This window comes from Pseudovibrio sp. JE062, from assembly GCF_000156235.1.
Classification (GTDB): domain Bacteria; phylum Pseudomonadota; class Alphaproteobacteria; order Rhizobiales; family Stappiaceae; genus Pseudovibrio.
In genome coordinates this window covers 2,002-21,879 of the sequence record NZ_DS996811.1, presented here as the reverse complement: position 1 = coordinate 21,879, position 19,878 = coordinate 2,002, and the positions used below count along the sequence as shown (strand labels likewise).

Here is a 19,878-nt window from a genome sequence, read left to right as displayed (position 1 = left end):
ATGGAAGCACTTCTTCTGCTCGGCCTCTTGTTTGGTCTAATCTTTCTGCGCATGCCTGTGCCGTTTGCCATGCTGGCTGCCTCCGTCATCTTCATCGTCATCCAGCAGGTCACCGGCGCTTCGCCTCTGTTCTCTGCTGTGGGTCTGAAGATCATCGCACAGCGCGTCACGCCCTCGCTGGAAAGCTTCCCACTGCTTGCAATCCCGCTCTTCGTCTTTGCGGGCAACTTACTCAACGTCTCAGGCATTGCAGACAGGATCTTCGCTTTTGCCAAGACACTGGTGGCCCATATTCACGGCGGGCTGGCGCACGTAAATATTCTGGCCTCCATCGTCTTTTCCGGCATGTCCGGCGTGGCACAGGCCGATGCTGCTGGCCTTGGCACCATCGAAATCAAGGCCATGAAAGACGCCGGCTTTGAAAAGCCCTTCAGCGCCGCCGTCACTGCTGCTTCCTCCATCATTGGCCCGATCATCCCACCAAGTGTGATCATGGTGATCTACGCCGTGCTGTCCGGTGAATCCATCGCCCGCCTGTTCCTGGCTGGTATCGTGCCGGGCCTGTTCCTCGGCTTCGTGCTGATGGTGCTTATCTACTTCATGGCTGTCTCTGGCAAGGTGCATTCACCTGTCGCCCCGCGGGCCACCTTCCGCGAAGTGGTTGTTGCGGGATGGCGCGCTTTGCCGGGTCTTCTGGCTCCAATCCTGCTGGTGTCCGGCCTGTTGCTTGGTGTGGCAACCCCAACCGAGCTGGGTGCAATCGTCACCGTTTACGCCATGGCTCTTGGAGCGCTCTCCCGTGAGATGTCCTTCAAGGATGTGCTGGATGCCATGCGGGCCACCACCTTCACCATTGGTGCCATGGTGTTCATCATCGGCTGTGCAGCCCCAATCTCCTGGTTGATCTCCGTGCTCAACGTGCCGGAAACGCTGCAAACAGCACTGCTGTCCATCTCGGACAACCCAATTGTGCTGTTGCTGATGATCAACCTGATGCTGCTGGTGGCCGGGCTCTTCATGGAAACCACCGCGATCCTTCTGATTGGTGTGCCAACTCTGCTGCCGCTCATTGAGCATATCGGCATGGACACCACCCAGTTCGGCGTGATGATGATCTTCAACTTGCTGATCGGTGCGGTCTCCCCACCATTTGGCGTGATCCTGTTCATCATGATGGACATTGCCAAGATCAGCTATGGCAAATTGGTCAAGGCCATGATGCCGTTCTATCTACCTATTGTGATTACACTAATTGTGATCACCTTCTTCCCGGCAATAACACTGACATTGCCAGATTTGGTTGCAGGTGTAAGCAGTCGTTGATAGGGAGAGTGACCGGCTCTGGGATGCAGAGTCGGTCGCTTGTTTGTAAGATAGTGGCAAACTTCGACAGAGTGCAGCAGGTTCGGGGATCGTGATTGATGATGCAGGGTGAAACAGTCAAAGAAGACCGTGATACCAAAGCCAAAGTGCCAACGGGCGCCGCAGCGCTGGCCAAAGGCCTGACCCTGCTTGATATTATCGCCGATGCGGATGAACCGCATCGTTTCTCTGAGCTGCTCAAACTCTCTGGCCTGCCAAAACCCACCTTTGCCCGCATCCTGAAAACACTCATCGCCTTCGGTCTTGTTCGGCAAGATGAGGGCAAGGGCATCTACACCCTTGGCCCGCGCTTCATGGAGCTCTCCCACAAGGTTTGGGATACGTTTGACCTGTCTTCCGTGGCAGGCTCTGAGCTGCAGCGCCTTTCTGATGATCTTCAGGAAACCGTGACCCTATGCCGACTGGATGAAGACCGCGTTCTCTATCTGGAAGAGCGGTCCGGTCAGGGGCTCGCCGTGCGTGTGGATGTGGGCCAGAAAGTACCAGCCCACGCAACGGCTGCTGGTAAAGCGCTTCTGGCATTTCAGGATCCGACCACTCTGCGCAGATTGCTGCAGAACATGAGCCTGTACTCCTTCACCGATCAGACGATCACCAGCAAGGAACAACTGCAAGCGGACCTGACCCTGATCAGAGCCCGCGGCTATGCCATCTCACTGGAAGAGCATTTTGCAGGGGTGAACTCGGTTGCTGTGGCGATCACAGGCAAGGATGGACAACCTGTTGGCGCATTGGCGGTTCTCGGGCCATCCTCGCGCATGACAGAAGGCCAGATCCACCCGATTGGCCGTGAACTGATGGCCGCCGCCCGCCGCATCACCGGTGTGGCCGGTGCCGTTGCCATCAGCTCCCAGCCGAGACCAAGAACAAACAGAGCGAACATGGCCAAGCCATTGGAATGCGTGCTGCCATGGGGCGCACAACTGGGTGAATCCCCGGTCTGGCACAGCAGCGAAAACAAGCTGTACTGGGTCGATATTCTTAAACCAAGCGTTTGCAGGTTTGATCCTGAAACCGGCTCAAACGACAGCTGCGATGTCGGTAAGCTGGTCAGTGCCGTCATGCCAACCAATGATGGACGCTTGCTGCTGGCCACACAGGATGGCTTGGAATGGCTGGACTTTGCCAGCGCGCAGCTAACGCCGTTTATGCACCCGGAACGAGATGTGGCAGGCAACCGCCTCAACGACGCCAAAGTTGGCCCGGGCGGCGCAGTGTGGGTTGGCTCCATGCGGCTGGATGCAAGCCAGCCAACGGGCGGCCTCTACCGCGTCACCAATGACGGCAACTTCACTGTCAAGGAAACAGGCATCGCCGTTTCCAACGGCCTGGGCTGGAGCCCGGATTCCAGAGTGTTCTACTTCGTCGATACGGTCCTGGGCGTCATCTACGCCTACGATACAGAGCCGGGCATCGGCACTCTCACCAACAAGCGCATCTTTGCAACGATCCCTGAAAGCGAAGGCCGTCCGGATGGCCTGACAGTGGATGATCAGGGCGGCGTCTGGGTCGCCATCTGGGACGGCTGGCGCGTCAACCGCTACCTGCCGGATGGAACGTTAGATCGCGTGATCGATCTCCCTGTCCCACGCCCAACCAGCGTCACCTTCGGCGGAGAAAACCTCGACACCCTCTACATCACCAGCGCCCGCACCCGCCTCCCCGCCGCCACCCTAGCCGAAGCCCCCCTCTCCGGAGGCCTGTTTACGTGCAAACCGGGTGAAAAGGGGATAGCGAGTTCGGAGTTTGAGGTGAGGGCTTAGCTTTCCCCCTCAGTTCAGCGTTGCCCCGTTTAGTGTGGCGAGCCAGTTGGCGAAGATGCCGCTGGAGGTGCGCAGTTGTTGGTCTTTGCCTGCGGAGACGTCCATCAGGATGTCGCGGGGCGAGACGCCGTAGTGTTCTTTGAAGCTTCGGGTGAAGCTGGAGGCGTGCGAGAAGCCACAGCTTTCGGCAATCTGCTGAACCTTCACCACCTCGCTTCCGGTGCGCAGCAGTTTGCGCATGGCGTGTTTCATGCGGATGTAGCGCAGGAAGGCGACGAACCCGCCCATAGGCTCAAACAGGCGGTAGAGCGTCGTGCGGGAAATGTTGAGGTGCTTTGCCACCTCAGTGCTGTTGAGCCGCGGGTTGGAATAGGTGCGGCTGATGTATTCTGCCGCTTGTAAAAAGCGCGCTGCGTTCTGGCTGTTTTCATCCAGTGCGAAGGAGACACATGGGCCATTGTTCATCTGGTTGGCAACCAGTTTGGCGATGCACTCCACAATGGGCGCAACATCTTCATCGGTCAGATCCCCCAGTTGACCGCGTAACAGCTGCATCATGCTGATCACCGCATTGGCTGAACCGCCAATGGCCGGGATGCATAAGGTGGGATAGGTGCGGTCGCCATGCAAAAACGGAGCAAGGGTCGCCCTTGGTAGTGCAAGTGTCATCTGCTTGTAAGAGCTGTGCTCCACCACAAACGGTTCCGCCATATCCTGAATGATGAGGTGACCCGGCTCAATGTCCACGCTGTGTCTGCCCATGTGGGTGACGCAGTTGTGGGTGTGGTCGTAAAACTGCACAAACACAGCGTCCATGCCATCGCGCGCGATGCGTTGGCTGGAGCGGATGAACCTGTGCGGGGTTGCGTTGATGGTTGCCACAAAACCGCTTTGATAGCGGGACCCGCGCACACCTGCGCCGAAGGCCTCTGGTGATGCGCTGCTGGAGGATAAACACACCTCGCCAGACGCTTCAGCCACCCCTTCGCGCCATTCTTCCCAGTTGATGCTGGGCCGGTAGATCACCTCGGGTCTCAGGTTTTTCATTGAGTTCTTCGATTCAACAGACATTCTACTCGATACTATACTGCAACACGTGCAAGGCAATTCCAGTCTGCACTCAAAATATTCCTGAAGGCTGGAGAACGAAGGAGCTTCGGTCCCGATTGAGAAAGAGACCTGCGAGGCCACTCCGTTCTGTCAGTTTTCGTCCCCTCCCGTTGAAAAGGATGCAATACGGGCATTGCTTCCGTGGTCCTGCTTATGGTTGGAGGCAAGGCGGTGGTCTGCAATGTATTGCGGGTTTACTCTGACAGGAACGTGTTCACTCCAGCCTTCAGATGACCAAGCTTCAGGAATGCGATCCCCGAGTTTCGGCCATGAAAAAGAATTCTGAAAAAGAATGCAGTGCTGATCATCAGATCATGACACCGAAAACATAGTCACCGCCATGTCACCCCATCCATAATGCCACGGTAGGCATATCCTCCTGAAGGATGACGGTTAAAACAAGGGCGTGAAACAAAATGCTAAAACAAAGCTGTGCTTTGAAACGCCAGGTTAAGAGAAGTGGACGGTAGGCCAGTGAAGCGGTCGATAAAGATCGAATCGATTTTTAATTATGTGCTGCATCTGCCATGCATTGTCGGCAACCAGATGCTCTTCCTAGCGTAATTTTGAAAATAGCAGCAGAGGTGCCCACACTGCAGAAATGCCAAAAGGCGAGCCAGTAAGCCCGCCTTTGAGTTGCTTTGGGGTAATGGAGGCTTAGGCGCTGACGCGTGCGGCCAGCTTGGCGTCTTCCTCCAGCATTTTATCCAATCGTGCCTTTTTGATGATTGGGCTTAGTTCAGGATCTTGCACATGGGTCAGCAAGGCGGTTTGGGAGGCGATAACATCCTCGTCACTGGCTACAGCTGCCCCATGGAACACGAAGGGGCGCAGATAGGTCATGCCGGTCAGCAGCGCCGTTTGCTGGAAGGGCTTGAGCAGTTCATCCATGCTGAAGTTGTTGTACCCACCTGCGTGGTAGCTGTCCTCCGGGCCGCCGGTGGAGGTTGCCAGCAGCAGCTCTTTGCCCGCAAGCTTGGTGCCGCTAGGGCCATACGCAAAGCCATAGGTGAGCACCTGATCCATCCAGGCTTTCAAAACGGGTGGAGCGGAGTACCAGTAGAGCGGAAACTGGAAGACGATGCGGTCGTGGGCAAGCAGGAAGTCCTGCTGTTCTGCCACGTTGAAGCTTAGGGTCGGTCCGCCAAGACGGGTCAGGTCCAGCAGGGTGATGCCGTCTGTTTCAGCAAAAATTTCAAACCATTTTCTGTTGATGCGGGACGTGCTGAGGTCGGGATGGGCGGTGAGAACGAGGGTTTTCATTGGGAGACATCCTCTCTGAGTTGCTGTTGCACTCTTTATAGCGGGATGCTCACATGCTATTAATTACCTGATTTTCTATCTGATAGATGTATGGGATCGAACAATGCGTCTCCCCCTCGCCATGCTGGAAGTGTTCAACGCCATTGCTCAAAACGGCAGTTTGCGGGGCGCTGCCAATGCTCTTGGCATCAAACCTTCCACGGTCAGCCACCAGTTGAAGTCTCTGGAAGAGCAGCTTGGGACGGCCCTGTTTGTGCGCACCACACGCTCAGTGACGCTGACAGATGCAGGCCGTGCGCTGCAAAGTGGTGCCGGGGCGGCGTTCGACTTGTTGGGGCAAGCGGTGGAGGATGCGAAGGAGTATGGCAGCAGTGCACGCGGGTCTTTGCGCCTGACGCTGCCTGAGTTTGTGTTCCATACGTTTCTGGCCGATCTGCTGCCCGGGTTTCAGGCGAAGTATCCGGAAATCCAGCTGGAGTTTTCTTTGAGTGATGCCATCGTTGATATTGTGTCAGAAGGTCTGCATGCGGGCTTTCGGACAGGCAGTCTTGTTGCGCAGGATATGATTGCCCTGCGTATCTCGGACCCTCAGCCGCTGACCGTGCTTGGCAGCAAAACCTATCTGGATCAGCACGGCAGGCCGGAAAAGCCGGAGGATCTGCTGGACCACGCGTGTATCCAGTACCGCTTCCAGACATCCGGCCAGCTGGCGCCCTGGGTGTTTCAGGTGGATGGTGACCGGGTGGAGATCGACGTCAAAGGCGGACTGGTTCTCAACACCCTGCCCTCTCAACTGGAGTTGATGGAGCAAGGCATGGGGCTGGCCCTCACCTTCCGCTACTACGCGCTGATGCAGTGCGATGAGACCAAGGTGGAACGCCTGCTGGAAGACTACCTCGACCCCGTCGCTCCGCTCTACCTGTTCTACCCCCGGGAGTACAAAGACCTCCAACCCCTGCGCCTCTTCATCGACCACATCAAGGCGCATCGGAAGTTGTCGACTTAGGTCGCCGGCGCCTTATATGGCGGGACTTGGCGCAGGACCATGCCGTGTTTTTGATCGGCTTTGTAGCCGAGGCTCTCGTAGAAGCCTTTGGCGCCGCGGTCTTTACCGGTGAGGAGCATGATTTTGTAGGCGTTGGCTTGCCAGGCCTCGTTGCGCAGGGTGTCCATGACCATGCGGCCAAAGCCTCGGCCCCGGTAGGCTTGCAGGGTCACCACATTCTCAACAAGGCAGTACGGACGGCCGCCATAGGTCATGTTGGGCAGAATGTGGAGCGTGGCGCAAGAGACGATCTGGTCGTAAATCTCCAGCCCGAACACCATGGTGCCGTCATGGTCCAGAAGCTTGGCGAAGTGAGCACGCCCCTCCTCCCCACGTGCCAGCGGAACACCTCCTGTCAGCTCATGCAGGAGGCCGAGATAATCCTCATAGTCGTCAATGGTCAGGCGGCGGACGGTGATGGTGGGCGAGAGGACAGACATAACGGGTTCCACTGAAAACGTGCAGCATGAAATATACGGGAAGTTTACCGCGAAGTTTTCCTGAGTCCCAGTCTCTCTCTATTGAGATTTGCTGCAAGCGGATGCCACAGCGCGAGCGATGACCTGCTCCTCGTTGGTGGGGATGATCAGCACCCGCACCCGTCCGGTGCTGATTTCCGGCGCGTTGGCCATGTTCTTTTCCTGATCAATGGTGATGCCTAGAAACTCCAGTGGTTCGCACACGTTGGAGCGTACCCGTGCAGAGTTCTCGCCCACTCCTGCGCTGAAAATGAGCGCGTCGATGCCTTCCAGACTGGCGGCCATGGCACCGACTTCCCTGCGGATCTGGTAGCTGTAGTAGTTGATGGCTTGTTTGGCGAACAGCTCTTCGGAATGTTCCAGCACGCGCATATCGGAGGATTCTTCAGACAAACCCAGCAAGCCGCTGCGGCGGTAGATGATGCTCTCAATCTCCTCCGGTGACAGCTCTTTTTCCTGCATCAGGTAGAGCATCACGCCCGGATCGAGCCGTCCGCAGCGGGTGCCCATGGGCAGGCCATCCACGGCGGAAAAGCTGGTGCTGGCGTTGATGGACCGCCCTTCTTCCACCGCACACATGGAGGCGCCATTGCCCAGATGGGCAATCACAAGGCGGCCATTGGCGATATCGGGGTACTCGCGGCGCAACTCGCTGCAGATGTAATCAAAGGAAAGCCCGTGGAAGCCATAGCGGCGCACACCTTCCTCGTAAAAATGGCGTGGGATGGCGAAGGCGTCATTGGGAAAGGTGTGACCGGCATGGAAGGCCGTATCAAAGCATCCGATCTGCAGCACGCCGGGAAATACTTGCTTGGCTGCGCGGATGGTCGCCAGACTGTAAGGCTGGTGCAGCGGGGCCAGCGGGATCAGTTGCTCCAGCTCCTGCACCACTTCAGAGGTCAGCTCTGTTGGTTTGTAAAACGCGTTGCCGCCATGGACGATGCGATGGCCAATGCCCACCACGGACTTGCCCTTCAGATGAGGTTCCACGCGGGTGAAGATGGAAACAACAGCACCGGCATGATCAACGTGGCCCAGATCTTCCACGATTTGCTCACTCGCCGTTTGCATTTTCAGCGGGCGTGAGGGCCGAGACGCTCATGATGCCGGAGATGAAAGCTCAGTTCCGTTGCCGCTTTGTAAGCGCGACTTGATGGAGATGAACCGGTGTTGAGCGTAAAATAAAAACTCATGCTTTCTGGCTCGCAGCGTAAAGAAGCGCAACAGCGCAAGACATCAAACGGGCCTTGTCGTCATCGGCACGGCTGGTGAGGATCACCGGACACCGGGCACCCATCACAACGCCGCACACCTGAGCATGGGCAACAAAGGCCAGTTCCTTGGCTAGCATATTGCCAGATTCCAGATTGGGCACAACCAGTACATCTGCCCTCCCTGCAACCAAGGAGGTGATGCCCTTGGTCACCGCAGCATCAATGTCTATGGCGTTGTCCATGGCCAGCGGGCCATCAACAATGCCGCCCTTGATCTGGCCGCGTTCTGCCATTTTGGAAAGGATCGCTGCATCAAGGGTGGAAGGGATCTTGGTGTTCACCGTTTCCACGGCAGAAAGAATGCCCACCTTGGGCTGCTGTTGACCCAGTGCTTGCGCCAGATTGATGGCGTTCTGGACAATATCCACCTTGGCTTCCAGATCCGGCGAGATGTTGATGGCCGCATCGCTGATGAAGAGCAGATGGTCGAGCCCCGGAACGTCCATCACAAACACATGGCTGAGGCGATTGTCTGTACGCAGGCCAATGTCCCGCTTCACGATTTGGGCAAGCAGCACATCCGTGTGGAGCTGGCCTTTCATGATCGCCTGCGCCTTGCCCTCACGCACCATAGCTACCGCCTGCGCAGCGGCTTGTGTGTGGCCTGCCACATCAAGAATGGTGCAGTGTGCCAGATCCTTCCCAAGCCGTTCAGCTGCATCTTCGATCTTGTCCCGATCACCGATCAGGATTGGCTCGATCAGTGTATTTTCTGCGGCCAGCAAGGCGCCGCCCAGAGACTTGCGGTCTTCCGGTGCAACAACGGCGGTGATGAGTGGTGGTAACGGGCGAGCAAGGTCCAGCAGGCGTTCAAAGTGCTCGTAGCTGCGCACGGTCAGTCCCGGCAGGCTGACGGCCTTGGCGATCTTGCTGGTGCGCGGGGCGATGACTTCTGCCTCCCCTTCCACGATCATCTGTCCATCTGCACGTTCCACGGTGGTTTGCAGTTTCACCACATAATCCGGCAGTTTTTCTGTCACCTTCACCCGCGCTGTCAGGTGGTCGCCTTCATAGGCCCGACCCAGAAAGCGCAGGTTTTGGCTCCTATAAAGTGTGCCCGGCCCCGGCATCTGGTTGCCCAGCACGGCGGAGATCAGGCTGGCAACCCACAGTGAAGGAGCAACGCCCTCAAAGTCCCCTTCCCCCTCGCGGTCTTCCTTGGGCAGGTGAATGGGGTTGAGATCGCCAGAGGCATGGGCGGAGACATAGAAGTCATCAGCAGAACAGGTCCGCTCATAGGTGGCTTCCATTCCCACTTCGATCTGATCATACGGCGTGTTTTTGTAGGTCGTTGTCATCTATTCACCTACCCCCACTTGAGCGTTTTCTTCAGGCAATGCCACAATTCCAGCGAGTTGGGCGCCATGTCTTCCTCGTTGCCGATGATGTAGGTCACCGCTTTGTAGGCGAAGGTTTTGTCCTTCTCGTTCTTCAGCAACAGCGGCAAGGCGTTGTAGCCCGCCTCCATCTCAAACCGAGCAATCAGCGTCTGGTCGTGAATGAGGAAGTTGCGCTCCTTAGGATCCATGGATTTGAACGGTGCCCATGTGGTCAGCACCTCGTTGAAGCGCTCCAGCTTTTCGCCGCGCACCTCGGTGCGGGTATCAGCAATCATCAGCACAATGCGCACGATAGCAGCGGCGGCCCCGCCCTTTTCGATCTTCTTCAGGGCGTTTTGAATACTGGCCAGGCTGTGTAGATCCTGCATTGGCACCTTCGGCCTGCGGAAGGACAGCGCCTTGCCGTATTCCACCGCTTGCGGAGAGGCCCAGAAAGTAAGGAAGCTGTTTTCAATCATCGCTTCGCGCATATCTTTCAGCGCATCCCAGCCATATTCGATGCTGTCCGCCACTATCTCCTCCCAGTAATGGAAGGGCGTTTTGGCCATGTTGGGTTTGTGGTTCTGCTTCACCGCAGCGGCTGCCATGGTGGGCCAGAACATGAAGGGGTTGGTGGAGGCAAACGCGCCGTTGGCAAGCCGCATAGGGTGCAGATCTCGCGTGACTTCCGCAGTTTGCGAGCTGTTCATGGTCTTCAGCACCGGGCCGATGGTGCTGTCGTACATGTCTTCCCAGCTTTCCGAGAAACGGGCCACACCGGCAAAGGCTTTTTCCTCATCGCGCTCGCCGGTTTCCAGCAGCATTTCGTCGATGGTTTTGCGGGCAAAACTCACCTTGAACTTGGCATCGCAGCCTTTGCCCTTTTGCTCTTCAATCTGCAGCTTGTAGAGCCCCGGAGGCATGGCCTCGATGGTCTTCAAGGTAGACGCCACCTGCGTATGTTCCCGCTTGGCTACGCTGGAGGACACGAAGATGCCCAGATGCCCGACCTGATCATGAAGCATATAGAGGATACGCTGGCCGAGGATCTCGATCTCCGCGTCATCCGTATAGGTATCCGCGATCCAGTTGAGGGCCTGATCGGGCGGGGTGATGTTATCGCCGTAAGAGGAGAAGACGATGATCGGTGACTTGATGGTCTTCAGGTCAATAGGTCGTCCGGGCTCCAGAAACGCTTCGTTCTTGGCCAGTTTGTTGCCGATGAAGAGGTTGTCCAGAATCCAGCGGAACTCTTCCTCAGTCATGTAATAAAAGCCGTTCCACCACTTCTGGAACTCCAGATAGCGCTCTTCGCCGCTGTCGATCGTGGTGTAAAGATCATAGTACTTGCGGAACCAATTGCGGCCCGGGTTCAGCATTTCAAAGTTCTGCACCAGATTGGCGCCATCAAACACGCCATTTCCCAGATCTGCAGAAAGCAGAGCTGGCACAATGCCGCCGGTCAGGCCTGCGGAGTAGCGCATGGGGTCCTGCCCCATCTTGCCGCTCCAGTAGGACATGGGCGCCCCGTTGAGGACGATTGGCCCCACCAGATCCGGATAAACCGCCGCCAGAATGGCCGTCGCCCACCCGCCCTGACAGTTGCCCACCACGATGGGTTTGGGGCTGTCCGGATGGCGTGCGATGATCTCCCGCAGGAACGCCGCCTCCGCATGGGTAACGTGCGACAGTTCCTGATGCGGTTCTGGCATGGGGTGGAAGGCGACGAAATACACGGGATGGCCACCGCGCAGGGCAACGCCCACCTGACTATCATCCTTGAAGCCACCAATGCCGGCACCGTGTCCGGCGCGCGGATCGATGATCACATAGGGGCGCTTCCAGTCAAACACCTCCGTCCCTTCGGGCGGAATGATCTTCAACAGCATGTAGTTGCAGGGCCGTGGCAGGTTTCGCCCCTCCACGATGACCTCATAATCATAGACGAGTACCGGAGGGCAGCCCTTGGCCATGTGGTCAAAATATGTGTCGCTGCTTTCGCGCAGGGCATCCATGGTCAGGATCGCCCGTTCACTGGACTCCTTCAGATAGTGGGTCCAGGCATCCATGACCTTCTTGGGCGTGTCATACGGTGCCCAGGAGGCGGCCAGCGCTTCGCCTTTGATCTTGGACTTCTCCTGCTTTTTCTGGAAGTCCTTCATCAGGCGGGTGGAGCGCCGTGAGTTGGCAACCTGCAAAAACTGGTTTTGCTGCGCGAGGGCCTCAAAGTACTGGGCCGTGCGCTGGGTAAAGAGTTCTATTTGCATAATCTACCTCGGTGCCTGCCTAGCCAATGATGCGGTAACCGCCGTCAATGGGGTGAACCACACCAGTGATGTTGCGGGCTTCATCACTGGCCAGAAAGGCGGCATAAGCGCCAATGTCTTCAATGCTTGCGAGTTTTCGTGTGGGCGCGCGCTCGGTGGCGTCTGCCAGCATTTCGTCAAAGCTGGCGATGCCACTTGCTGCGCGGGTGGCCAACGGGCCGGGAGACAGCGCGTTGACGGAAATCCCCTTCTGGCCCAGCTCTGCCGCCACATAGCGTGTGGTGCTTTCCAGTGCGGCTTTCACCGGACCCATGATGTTGTAGTGGCTGATCACTTTTTCCGAGCCGTGAAAGGTCACCGTCATGACGCTGGAGCCCGGCGGCATCAGCGGTTCGGATTTGCGGATCAGGCGCAGGAAAGAGTGCACGGAAATGTCCATAGCCACGCCGAACCCCTCTGCCGAGCAATCCACCACCCGGCCATGCAAGTCGGCCTGCGGGCAAAAGGCGATGGAATGGAGCAGAATATCCAGCGTGCCCCAGACCTTTTCGATCTGCTCATAAAGGGCGTCCACCTGCTCGGGCTGGGTTACATCCAGCGGCGCAAAAATGGCGGCGTTGGCTTCTTCTGCCAGCGGGGCCACATGCTTTTTTGCTTTGTCATTCAGGTATGTAAGTGCCAGTTCCGCACCCTGAGCCTTCATGGCTTTGGCGCATCCCCATGCAATGGACTGGCTGTTCGCCACCCCAACAATAAGGGCTTTCTTGCCCTTCAATGAAAACATGTGGCCGTTACCCTACTCGTTGAACCCGGTGATTTGAAAGGAAAACAACAAGACTAGGAATAGCTATACAGGAGAAATAAGGAAAACCAAGGTGCAAAATCTAGTAAATGAAATGGCTATTCGGAATATTCAAAGAGTGACTATTTATGTAACTAAGTAGTTTTGTAATAAAATTAGATTTTCTGCTGTTTAGGTGGCGTTGTTGGGACGTAAAGCCCATCAACGGCCTGCGCTGCATCCCTCATCTTTTTCACCACTACAATCTGAGAGAGTGCCTGTCAGCACAGACCTGAAAAGCCAAAGCTTTTAAGAGGATTCATAAAAGCGTGGACCGGGCCTGTTTCTACAGTTTCCGGCGGAATGTTATTCGTAAAGTGATGGTGCTCGCATGACCGGATCAAATCTATCTGTTTCAAACTCACAGCCACCTGCCCCGCAGCCTAATGTGGCTCAGTATGCCGATGTCGTGCCGCCAAAGCCGAGCGAACGTATCGTTGAATACTCGCTTAATTACGTGACGAAGAAAACTGCTCAGCATGAGGCTGTATTGGGTGAGATCAAGCGTGAGCTCAACTCCTACTTCAGTACAGAAGTGACTGAGAAGGTGGTGGATCATTTCCTCTCCACCAAACCTCACCTACCGAAATCCAGTGTGCTTGCGACTCTGCTTCATGTGCCAAGCAAAGCTTCTCAGCAAGCACAGGAAAAAGTGGCAGCGTTGTTTGAGGAAGCGCATGCCTACGGCACCCGGCTGACGCTGGAAACCTTTTTTGAAGGGGCTGCGATCCCTGATGGCCCAAAGAAGGCAGCTGAAGTGCTTACAGCTCGCATTGTTGAACTTGCCAAGTCAGCGGATGCAGATGGTATTTCCAGCCTTGTTCGGTCCCTGAGTTTCCTCGGTGGTTCTGATGACGCTGTTTTGAAAGAAGCCGTGCCGATTGCGTTAAAAGCAGTGCATTCCACGCTGGTTTATCCTGAAAGCGTTCGCACCCAGAATGCGGCACAGGGCGGTGAAGTGGCCCGCGTGCCGGGCGAGGTGACCACCCATCTGCTGGCGTTGATCAGAGACGAGGCCCAAAGCCCGGATCTGGATCCGGCAACTGCAGACTTGTTGGCTGAAGTTGATGGCTATGTGAAGGATCAGGTGCTGGGCCACCGGATCTCTGTACCGGAAACCCGCGAACTGTTGACCGTGGTTGGAGACAGGCTTGAAGAGATTGGCTTCAAGGATCTTGCCGACCAGACCAAGGTGCTGCAGAGCCAGTTGGGCAAAAGCGATAACCCACCGCTGACCCGCCTGCATGATGCGATTTACTCCCGTGTGCTCGACAGTACGTTTATTGCAGATCTGGTGGAAGATACGCCGCAGCCGGTGATGGATTCAGCGCAGCTGGTGAAAGACGGCCTGCGAGATGTGATCTCCATCCAGACCCCACGGGTGCAGAACCAGACCGCGATGACAATGCACAAGATGATGGCAGGCAATGAGCGCTTCTGGATGCCTGAATGCCCAGAACTGATGGAGTTCGTGCAAGGTCCCCGTCAGGATGCGCTGACCAATCTGGATAAGTTTCTGAGTGCCCCAACCCGCAACGGATATGACGCCATTGCCGTCCCGATGCTGGTTGTGAAAGGCACCGTTGCTCTGCATGCTCTGCTGACCAAAACAGTGCCTGAAGACCGCCAACCGCTCGTCATGAACGGTAAAAAAGTTGCGGATCTGCCAGCCTATGTGAAGGTGGCAAACAAGGCCTATCAGGGGATTTGCAAGGAAGCCAACCGCACCAATGCGCCGGAAGATCCAGACCTGAAACGAGAAGATCGTCCTAAGGTTGGCCGTACAGATACGCCAAAGAGTGCGCATGCTGGGATTACGCTTGGCTATCAACCCGGCAGTGTCACGTTTGAGAGTGACCCAGATAAGATCCCAAGTACGCACCCGGCGGATGTGAACCTGCCCAAACTGCAGGAGCCGAGCAAGTCGCAGGTGGAGGCCCTGTCTCGCGGCATTCCGTTTGCCTCCGGTGTGTCCGGATCTACCAACCTGAACTTGCACTTTCTGCACTATCTCCGGCACACCTCCCCAAACCCGGATCTGATCCCGGATTCCAAAGACTACATGGTCGCCAACACCATGTTCCTGAATTTTGATGGCGGTCACTCAATCCACGAGGCCCTTTGGGTCGGGCAGGAGCTGGATGGCACGCTGGGGCTTGATCTTGGCCTCGCCCGTGCAAAGCCGGATGGAACACAGATCGACTCTTCGAGCTATGTCTCTGACCTTAATGAGTTTATCGAGCTTTACGATGGAACCGAGACGGGGGAAGCCTTGGAGCGCGCCAAGGAAAGCGCTTTTGATGCCACGCTGGATTACTTTGACGAGCACAGTTATGCCGCCGGTAAAACCGTCGGTGAAGCCTGAGGCCATGTGAGGAAAGAAAAATGAAATACGCTGCAACACTCCTTGCCGAGCTGGGCGAAAAGATCGGCCTGCCAAACCTTGAGCTGGATGAGGAAGGGCTTTGCTCTTTTGAGGTTGAAGACGAGTTTACGCTCACTCTGGGGGCAAACAATCAGGATGAAGTGATCCTGTTTGCTCTTCTGCCAGACATCCATAAAGACAAACGTGAAGCTGGATACCGCTTGCTGCTTCAGGCAAACCTACTGGGCAAAGGCACTGGTGATGCGGTTCTGGCGATGACAGAAGGTGACAATCAACCAGCGCTAAACTCTCGGTTTTCCGCTCAAAACCTCGTGGTTCAACAGCTGGAAGAGAAGCTCGACACCTTCATCAAACTGGTCAAGCTCTGGCGCGCAACCATTCAGTCTCTCAATGCGTCAGAGACTGAAAGCACGCAAGACCTCCACCTTTCCAATGATGCCTGGCTGCGTGCTTGACGCCTGAACGGACGCCCCTAAACCACCGAGCGAGACAGCGCCTGCTGTGTGATCTGGGTGCAGATTTTTTCTGCGATCAGGGGGGCGAGGATGACGCCGGGGTGGCTGCCTGCGACGAAGGCATTGGTAAAGCCGTTGATGGGGCGGGCCAGAGGCTCAGTTGAGTGGCTGGCGGGACGTTGACCGACCTGAATGGACAGCAACTCCACCTGACCGGCGCTGGTGAAGGTGTCTTTGACGGCCTGCACCAGCCGCGCGCCCATACGCTCCAGCTCAGCCGGTTCATCCGTTTCCGGCGGATTTTCGGCCAGTGCGAAGTTGCCCAGACCCAGGCTGCGCATCTCGATATCCGGCGTTAGCAGCACAGGGGTGTATTCTGGCAGTTCTGCGCTGATTTCGATATACGTGGCAGGTGAGGTGTAAAGGCCGTGGTCAGGCTCATACGGAGCGATCAGGCCGCCGTTGGCGCCGCCCGTTGCCAGTACGGTGAAGTCGCTGGCAAAGAGCTCGTCATTCATGCGGATGCCGTTGCAGTTATGGTCGGTGACATCCAGTGCACTGACTGAGCTGTTCAGCACCACCTCACCGCCCAGGCGGGTCAGAGCATCAACCAGCTTTTCGATGACTTTGGGCGGGTACCAGCAGACATCTTCTTCTGAATAGGCTGCAAACTCTGGTGGGTTGGTGAGCGCGGGCAAAAGGTCCTGAAGTTCCTGCTTGCTCATGAGGCGCGTGCGGGTGCCTGCCTGCTGTTGGCGGTTAATCAGGTCTTGCGTTTCTTCCGGTGTTGCGCGCCAGACGATAGCGCCGTTGTTGGCTCCAAACAGAGCGCCGTCAAACTCAGCATTCAGTGTCTTGTAGCGCGCTATGCCATCGGTCAGCAGGGGGAACAGTTCCGGGCTCTCGATAGGATCATTGGCGATATGGCAGATCCAGCCAAAGGAAACGCGTGAGACATCTCCACCCACACAGTGGTTTGCATCAAACAAAGTGACTTTGAAACCCAGACGCGCGAGCTTGTACGCGATCATTGCTCCGGTGATGCCGGCGCCGACCACGTTAACGCTTAAATTATGCATAGATGCCTCAGTTCAGAACATGAACCGGCCAGCACGGACATGCTGAACGGCAGAAAAATCAAAGAAATGGCTTTGGCTGACCCTAGCGAACTGGTTTGTGCAGCGGAACCGCTCTCCTGAAAAATAAGAGGGTAGTGATATATTTGCAGCGCCTAATATAGGCAAGCTGGCAAACTCCCTAAGTTGCTGATTGAGCAAAGTTAATGGGATCCTGTTGCTTGGGGACACAAGCGATCAGGTTACCTTTCGTGAAAAAATGCTTGAAAATTTCATAGTTCCTCATGAAAATATCAGGAAATATTTCACGGAATCATGAGGCATGACAGTTGGCAGCACATTGGGGGAAGATTTGAAGGCGCTTCGCACCTCGCGTGGGATGACGCTGGAAGAGACTGCGAAGAAAATGGGCCGGTCTGTGGGCTGGCTCTCGCAGGTGGAGCGCGACAAGTCCACACCCCGCCATACGGACCTGAAGCAGTTTGCCGAAGTGTTTGGTGTTCAGCTTTCCCTGTTCTTTGGCCATGCAGAGGCGCCGGAAAGTGAGCAAGGCCGGGTTGTACGCTCTGGCAACCGCCGTGTGATTGGCGAGCGGGACAAGGGCCTGCTGGAAACGCTGGTTTCTCCTGACTTGACAGACAGTTTTGAGATGATCCACTCCACGTTTCAGCCCGGCTCTCACCGCAGTGAGGCGATTATGCGGCCAACGCAGGAGGTGGCTTACATGGTCTCCGGTAAGCTGGATGTGTGGATCGGCGAGGACATGTTCACGGTGGCGGCAGGCGACAGCTTTCGCGTCAAGGAAACGTCTTACCGCTGGTCCAATCCTTATGCGGAGCCTGCCGTCGCCATCTGGGTGATCTCGCCGCCGGTTTATTAAGGCCGTGCCGGATCTCCGGTGCAGCTTCAGCATACGATTTTAGAGAAGAATGATACCCGCCTCACAGAGAAAAGCGGGAGAGGACTACCTGATGGATTTATAGTTTTTGGGAGGAAGTGCGCATGTCTATTCCGGATACAGCGCTGGTTGTGATTATCGGCGGCGGTGTTGTTGGCGTTTCCACGCTGTATCATCTGGCCAAAATGGGCTGGAGCGACTGCGTTCTTTTGGAAAAGAACGAGCTGACGGCAGGCTCCACCTGGCATGCGGCGGGCAACTGCCCCAACTTCGCCACCAGCTATGCGGTGATGAACATGCAGCGTTACGGGCTAGAGCTGTATCGCGGGCTGGCGGAAGAGGTCGACTACCCCATCAACTATCATGTGACTGGGGCCATCCGGCTGGCGCACAGCCATGAACGGATGATGGAGTTTGAACACGTGGCTGCCATGGCCGAGCACATGGGCCTGACCATGGACATGTGCACGCCGGACCAGCTGCAACAGCACTTCCCCTTCATGGAAACGCATGATCTGGAAGGCGGGCTTTGGGATCCGCTGGACGGCGATATCGACCCTGCGCAGGTGACACAGGCCCTTGCCAAGGGCGCCCGCGATCTGGGTGCCCGCATCCTGCGCTTTACGCCTGCCACGGGCGTGCGCCGGGAGGGCGGCGAATGGATTGTCTGCACCGAAGCGGGTGAGATCCGCTGCGAGTACGTGGTGAATGCGGCGGGTTATTATGCTGCCCGTGTGGGGGAATGGTTTGAGCCGTATGGCGGGCGCAGCGTGCCGACCATCACCATGAGCCATCAGTACTTCATGACAGAAGCAATCCCCGAAGTGGAAGCCTGGACCAAACAACATGGCCGCAAACTGCCCATGCTGCGTGACCCGGATACCTCCTACTATCTGCGGCAGGAAACGGGCGGGTTCAATCTGGGCCCGTATGAGCGTGCTTGCCGGACAGCATGGACAACGCCGGATGATCCAATGCCGGAGGATTTCAGCTTCCAGCTTTATCCGGATGATCTGGAGCGGCTGGAGTTTTACATCGAAGATGCCATGGCACGTGTGCCCTTGCTGGGAACGCAAGGGGTGAAACGCAACATCAATGGGCCTATTCCCTATGCCCCTGATGGTCTGCCCATGATTGGCCCCATGCCCGGCGTGCCCAATGCGTTTGAAGCCCATTCCTTCACCTTCGGCATCGCGCAGGGCGGCGGTGCGGGCAAAGTGACGGCGGAATGGATCGTCAACGGGCAGACCGAGTGGGACATGTGGGCTGTCGATCCGAGACGTTACACCGATTATACGGACAAGCAGTACTGCATCGATAAGGCCAAGGAGGTGTACGGCCACGAGTACGCCATGCACTTCCCGCATCACGAATGGCCTGCAGGGCGAGACCGCAAACTCTCCCCCAACCATGCCAAATTGCTGGAGCTTGGCGGACAGATGGGCGCCTACAACGGCTGGGAGCGCGCCAACTGGTTTGCAAAAGCAGGCGATGACACCTCTGAAGAGGCCACCCAAACCTGGACCCGCTCCGGCCCATGGGAGCAGCGGGTGCGAGAAGAATGCAAAGCGGTGCGCGATTATGTTGGCGTGTTGGATTTGCCCGGGTTTTCGAGGTTTAAGCTTTCCGGCGAAGGTGCCGCTGATTGGCTGCGGGAGCAGATTGCAGGTGCACTGCCAAAGGTTGGTCGCATGACACTGGGCTACTTCCCAGATGAGCGCGGACGGGTGCTGACAGAAATGTCGATCCTTCGCCATGGTTCAGATGAGTTCACGCTGATCACCGCAGCATTGGCTCAGTGGCACGACTTCGAGTTGCTCAATGTCTGCTTGCCGGAAGGATTGTCGTTGGAAGACCAGACGCGGGACGTCACCACGCTGATTGTCACCGGCCCTCAATCCCGTCAGTTGCTTGCAGGCATGACAGAGGCGGACCTTTCCCTCAGTTGGCTTAGTCTTCAGCAGGCAACGGTTCTTGGAAAGCAAGCGCTTCTGGTGCGGGTGTCGTTTGCGGGTGAACTGGGTTGGGAAATCCACGCAAGTAATGAGGATATGCCTGAAATCTATGAGGCGATCCTTGGTTCTGGTGCCAAACCTTTCGGTATGTATGCGCTCAACGCCTTGCGACTGGAGAAAGGCTATCGCAGCTGGAAAGGCGATCTTTCAACGGACTACACCCTGTTTGAGGCTGGGCTGGACCGGTTCGTGAAGCTCAACAAACCGCAAAACTTCCCCGGCAAAGCTGCGTTGCTGAAGGAGGCAGCAGACGGCGTGAAGCGTCGCTTCGTGACCATGATTGTCGAGGCTGGTGACTGCGATG

General features: G+C 56.6%; 15 protein-coding genes. 7 read left to right on the top strand and 8 right to left on the bottom strand.

Going from position 1 to position 19,878, the window contains the following annotated elements; translation table 11 throughout:
- Complete coding sequence (locus PJE062_RS17035; RefSeq protein ID WP_008551154.1) at window positions 1-1,323, top strand: TRAP transporter large permease; 1,323 nt, start codon at window positions 1-3, stop codon at window positions 1,321-1,323.
- Between the two features lie 98 nt (window positions 1,324-1,421).
- A complete protein-coding gene (locus PJE062_RS17030) occupies window positions 1,422-3,146 on the top strand; it encodes an SMP-30/gluconolactonase/LRE family protein (RefSeq protein WP_083793274.1) in 1,725 nt (574 codons plus the stop codon).
- 9 nt (window positions 3,147-3,155) lie between these two features.
- Here PJE062_RS17030 and PJE062_RS17025 read toward each other — a convergent pair whose 3' ends face one another.
- Both PJE062_RS17025 and PJE062_RS17020 read right to left on the bottom strand, forming a co-directional pair.
- Window positions 3,156-4,193: a helix-turn-helix domain-containing protein gene (locus PJE062_RS17025; RefSeq protein ID WP_008551204.1), complete on the bottom strand. Its 1,038-nt coding sequence runs from the start codon at window positions 4,191-4,193 to the stop codon at window positions 3,156-3,158.
- A 720-nt stretch (window positions 4,194-4,913) separates the two neighbouring features.
- Entirely contained in the window at window positions 4,914-5,519 is a 606-nt protein-coding gene (locus PJE062_RS17020; protein ID WP_008550987.1) for an NAD(P)H-dependent oxidoreductase, read from the bottom strand.
- 103 nt (window positions 5,520-5,622) lie between these two features.
- On the opposite strand from PJE062_RS17020, the gene PJE062_RS17015 reads away from it, so the two are divergent.
- Window positions 5,623-6,525 carry a LysR family transcriptional regulator gene (locus PJE062_RS17015; protein ID WP_008550892.1) on the top strand — a complete coding sequence of 301 codons (903 nt, stop codon included), beginning with the start codon at window positions 5,623-5,625 and terminating at the stop codon, window positions 6,523-6,525.
- Here the strand turns inward: PJE062_RS17015 and PJE062_RS17010 are convergent.
- The 5 genes from PJE062_RS17010 to fabI form a co-directional block, all read right to left on the bottom strand.
- Window positions 6,522-7,004, bottom strand: a complete 483-nt coding sequence (locus PJE062_RS17010; protein ID WP_008551149.1) for a GNAT family N-acetyltransferase — start codon at window positions 7,002-7,004, stop codon at window positions 6,522-6,524. The genes PJE062_RS17015 and PJE062_RS17010 overlap by 4 nt on opposite strands.
- 78 nt (window positions 7,005-7,082) lie before the next feature.
- Window positions 7,083-8,114 (bottom strand): acetate/propionate family kinase, encoded by a 1,032-nt coding sequence (locus PJE062_RS17005; protein WP_083793273.1) that lies wholly within the window; start codon window positions 8,112-8,114, stop codon window positions 7,083-7,085.
- Window positions 8,115-8,232: 118 nt separating this feature from the next.
- Window positions 8,233-9,615: a bifunctional enoyl-CoA hydratase/phosphate acetyltransferase gene (locus tag PJE062_RS17000; RefSeq protein ID WP_008550879.1), complete on the bottom strand. Its 1,383-nt coding sequence runs from the start codon at window positions 9,613-9,615 to the stop codon at window positions 8,233-8,235.
- An 8-nt stretch (window positions 9,616-9,623) separates the two neighbouring features.
- Complete coding sequence (locus PJE062_RS16995) at window positions 9,624-11,903, bottom strand: DUF3141 domain-containing protein (protein WP_008551046.1); 2,280 nt, start codon at window positions 11,901-11,903, stop codon at window positions 9,624-9,626.
- Between the two features lie 19 nt (window positions 11,904-11,922).
- The gene (gene fabI, locus PJE062_RS16990) at window positions 11,923-12,687 is read right to left on the bottom strand and encodes an enoyl-ACP reductase FabI (RefSeq protein ID WP_008551231.1); all 765 of its coding nucleotides are present in this window, start codon (window positions 12,685-12,687) and stop codon (window positions 11,923-11,925) included.
- 388 nt (window positions 12,688-13,075) lie between these two features.
- Between fabI and PJE062_RS16985 the strand changes: the two genes are divergently transcribed.
- Window positions 13,076-15,109 (top strand): hypothetical protein, encoded by a 2,034-nt coding sequence (locus PJE062_RS16985; protein WP_008551158.1) that lies wholly within the window; start codon window positions 13,076-13,078, stop codon window positions 15,107-15,109.
- Between the two features lie 20 nt (window positions 15,110-15,129).
- Window positions 15,130-15,585 (top strand): CesT family type III secretion system chaperone, encoded by a 456-nt coding sequence (locus tag PJE062_RS16980; protein ID WP_008551170.1) that lies wholly within the window; start codon window positions 15,130-15,132, stop codon window positions 15,583-15,585.
- Window positions 15,586-15,602: 17 nt separating this feature from the next.
- Here PJE062_RS16980 and PJE062_RS16975 read toward each other — a convergent pair whose 3' ends face one another.
- Window positions 15,603-16,664 (bottom strand): FAD-binding oxidoreductase, encoded by a 1,062-nt coding sequence (locus PJE062_RS16975; RefSeq protein WP_008550861.1) that lies wholly within the window; start codon window positions 16,662-16,664, stop codon window positions 15,603-15,605.
- A gap of 319 nt (window positions 16,665-16,983) precedes the next feature.
- Between PJE062_RS16975 and PJE062_RS16970 the strand changes: the two genes are divergently transcribed.
- Together PJE062_RS16970 and PJE062_RS16965 are read left to right on the top strand one after the other, a co-directional pair.
- Complete coding sequence (locus PJE062_RS16970) at window positions 16,984-17,541, top strand: helix-turn-helix domain-containing protein (RefSeq protein ID WP_008551085.1); 558 nt, start codon at window positions 16,984-16,986, stop codon at window positions 17,539-17,541.
- Between the two features lie 122 nt (window positions 17,542-17,663).
- The coding region (locus PJE062_RS16965) for an FAD-dependent oxidoreductase (protein WP_037037474.1) at window positions 17,664-19,878 on the top strand (2,215 nt) is incomplete at its 3' end.

What these genes read in the sequence shown, in the direction of transcription:
- PJE062_RS17035 (WP_008551154.1), top strand. Translation starts at nt 1, where the DNA reads ATGGAAGCACTTCTTCTGCTCGGCCTCTTGTTTGGTCTAATCTTTCTG.
- PJE062_RS17030 (WP_083793274.1), top strand. Translation starts at nt 1,422, where the DNA reads ATGATGCAGGGTGAAACAGTCAAAGAAGACCGTGATACCAAAGCCAAA.
- PJE062_RS17025 (WP_008551204.1), bottom strand. Translation starts at nt 4,193, where the DNA reads ATGAAAAACCTGAGACCCGAGGTGATCTACCGGCCCAGCATCAACTGG.
- PJE062_RS17020 (WP_008550987.1), bottom strand. Translation starts at nt 5,519, where the DNA reads ATGAAAACCCTCGTTCTCACCGCCCATCCCGACCTCAGCACGTCCCGC.
- PJE062_RS17015 (WP_008550892.1), top strand. Translation starts at nt 5,623, where the DNA reads ATGCGTCTCCCCCTCGCCATGCTGGAAGTGTTCAACGCCATTGCTCAA.
- PJE062_RS17010 (WP_008551149.1), bottom strand. Translation starts at nt 7,004, where the DNA reads ATGTCTGTCCTCTCGCCCACCATCACCGTCCGCCGCCTGACCATTGAC.
- PJE062_RS17005 (WP_083793273.1), bottom strand. Translation starts at nt 8,114, where the DNA reads ATGCAAACGGCGAGTGAGCAAATCGTGGAAGATCTGGGCCACGTTGAT.
- PJE062_RS17000 (WP_008550879.1), bottom strand. Translation starts at nt 9,615, where the DNA reads ATGACAACGACCTACAAAAACACGCCGTATGATCAGATCGAAGTGGGA.
- PJE062_RS16995 (WP_008551046.1), bottom strand. Translation starts at nt 11,903, where the DNA reads ATGCAAATAGAACTCTTTACCCAGCGCACGGCCCAGTACTTTGAGGCC.
- fabI (WP_008551231.1), bottom strand. Translation starts at nt 12,687, where the DNA reads ATGTTTTCATTGAAGGGCAAGAAAGCCCTTATTGTTGGGGTGGCGAAC.
- PJE062_RS16985 (WP_008551158.1), top strand. Translation starts at nt 13,076, where the DNA reads ATGACCGGATCAAATCTATCTGTTTCAAACTCACAGCCACCTGCCCCG.
- PJE062_RS16980 (WP_008551170.1), top strand. Translation starts at nt 15,130, where the DNA reads ATGAAATACGCTGCAACACTCCTTGCCGAGCTGGGCGAAAAGATCGGC.
- PJE062_RS16975 (WP_008550861.1), bottom strand. Translation starts at nt 16,664, where the DNA reads ATGCATAATTTAAGCGTTAACGTGGTCGGCGCCGGCATCACCGGAGCA.
- PJE062_RS16970 (WP_008551085.1), top strand. Translation starts at nt 16,984, where the DNA reads ATGACAGTTGGCAGCACATTGGGGGAAGATTTGAAGGCGCTTCGCACC.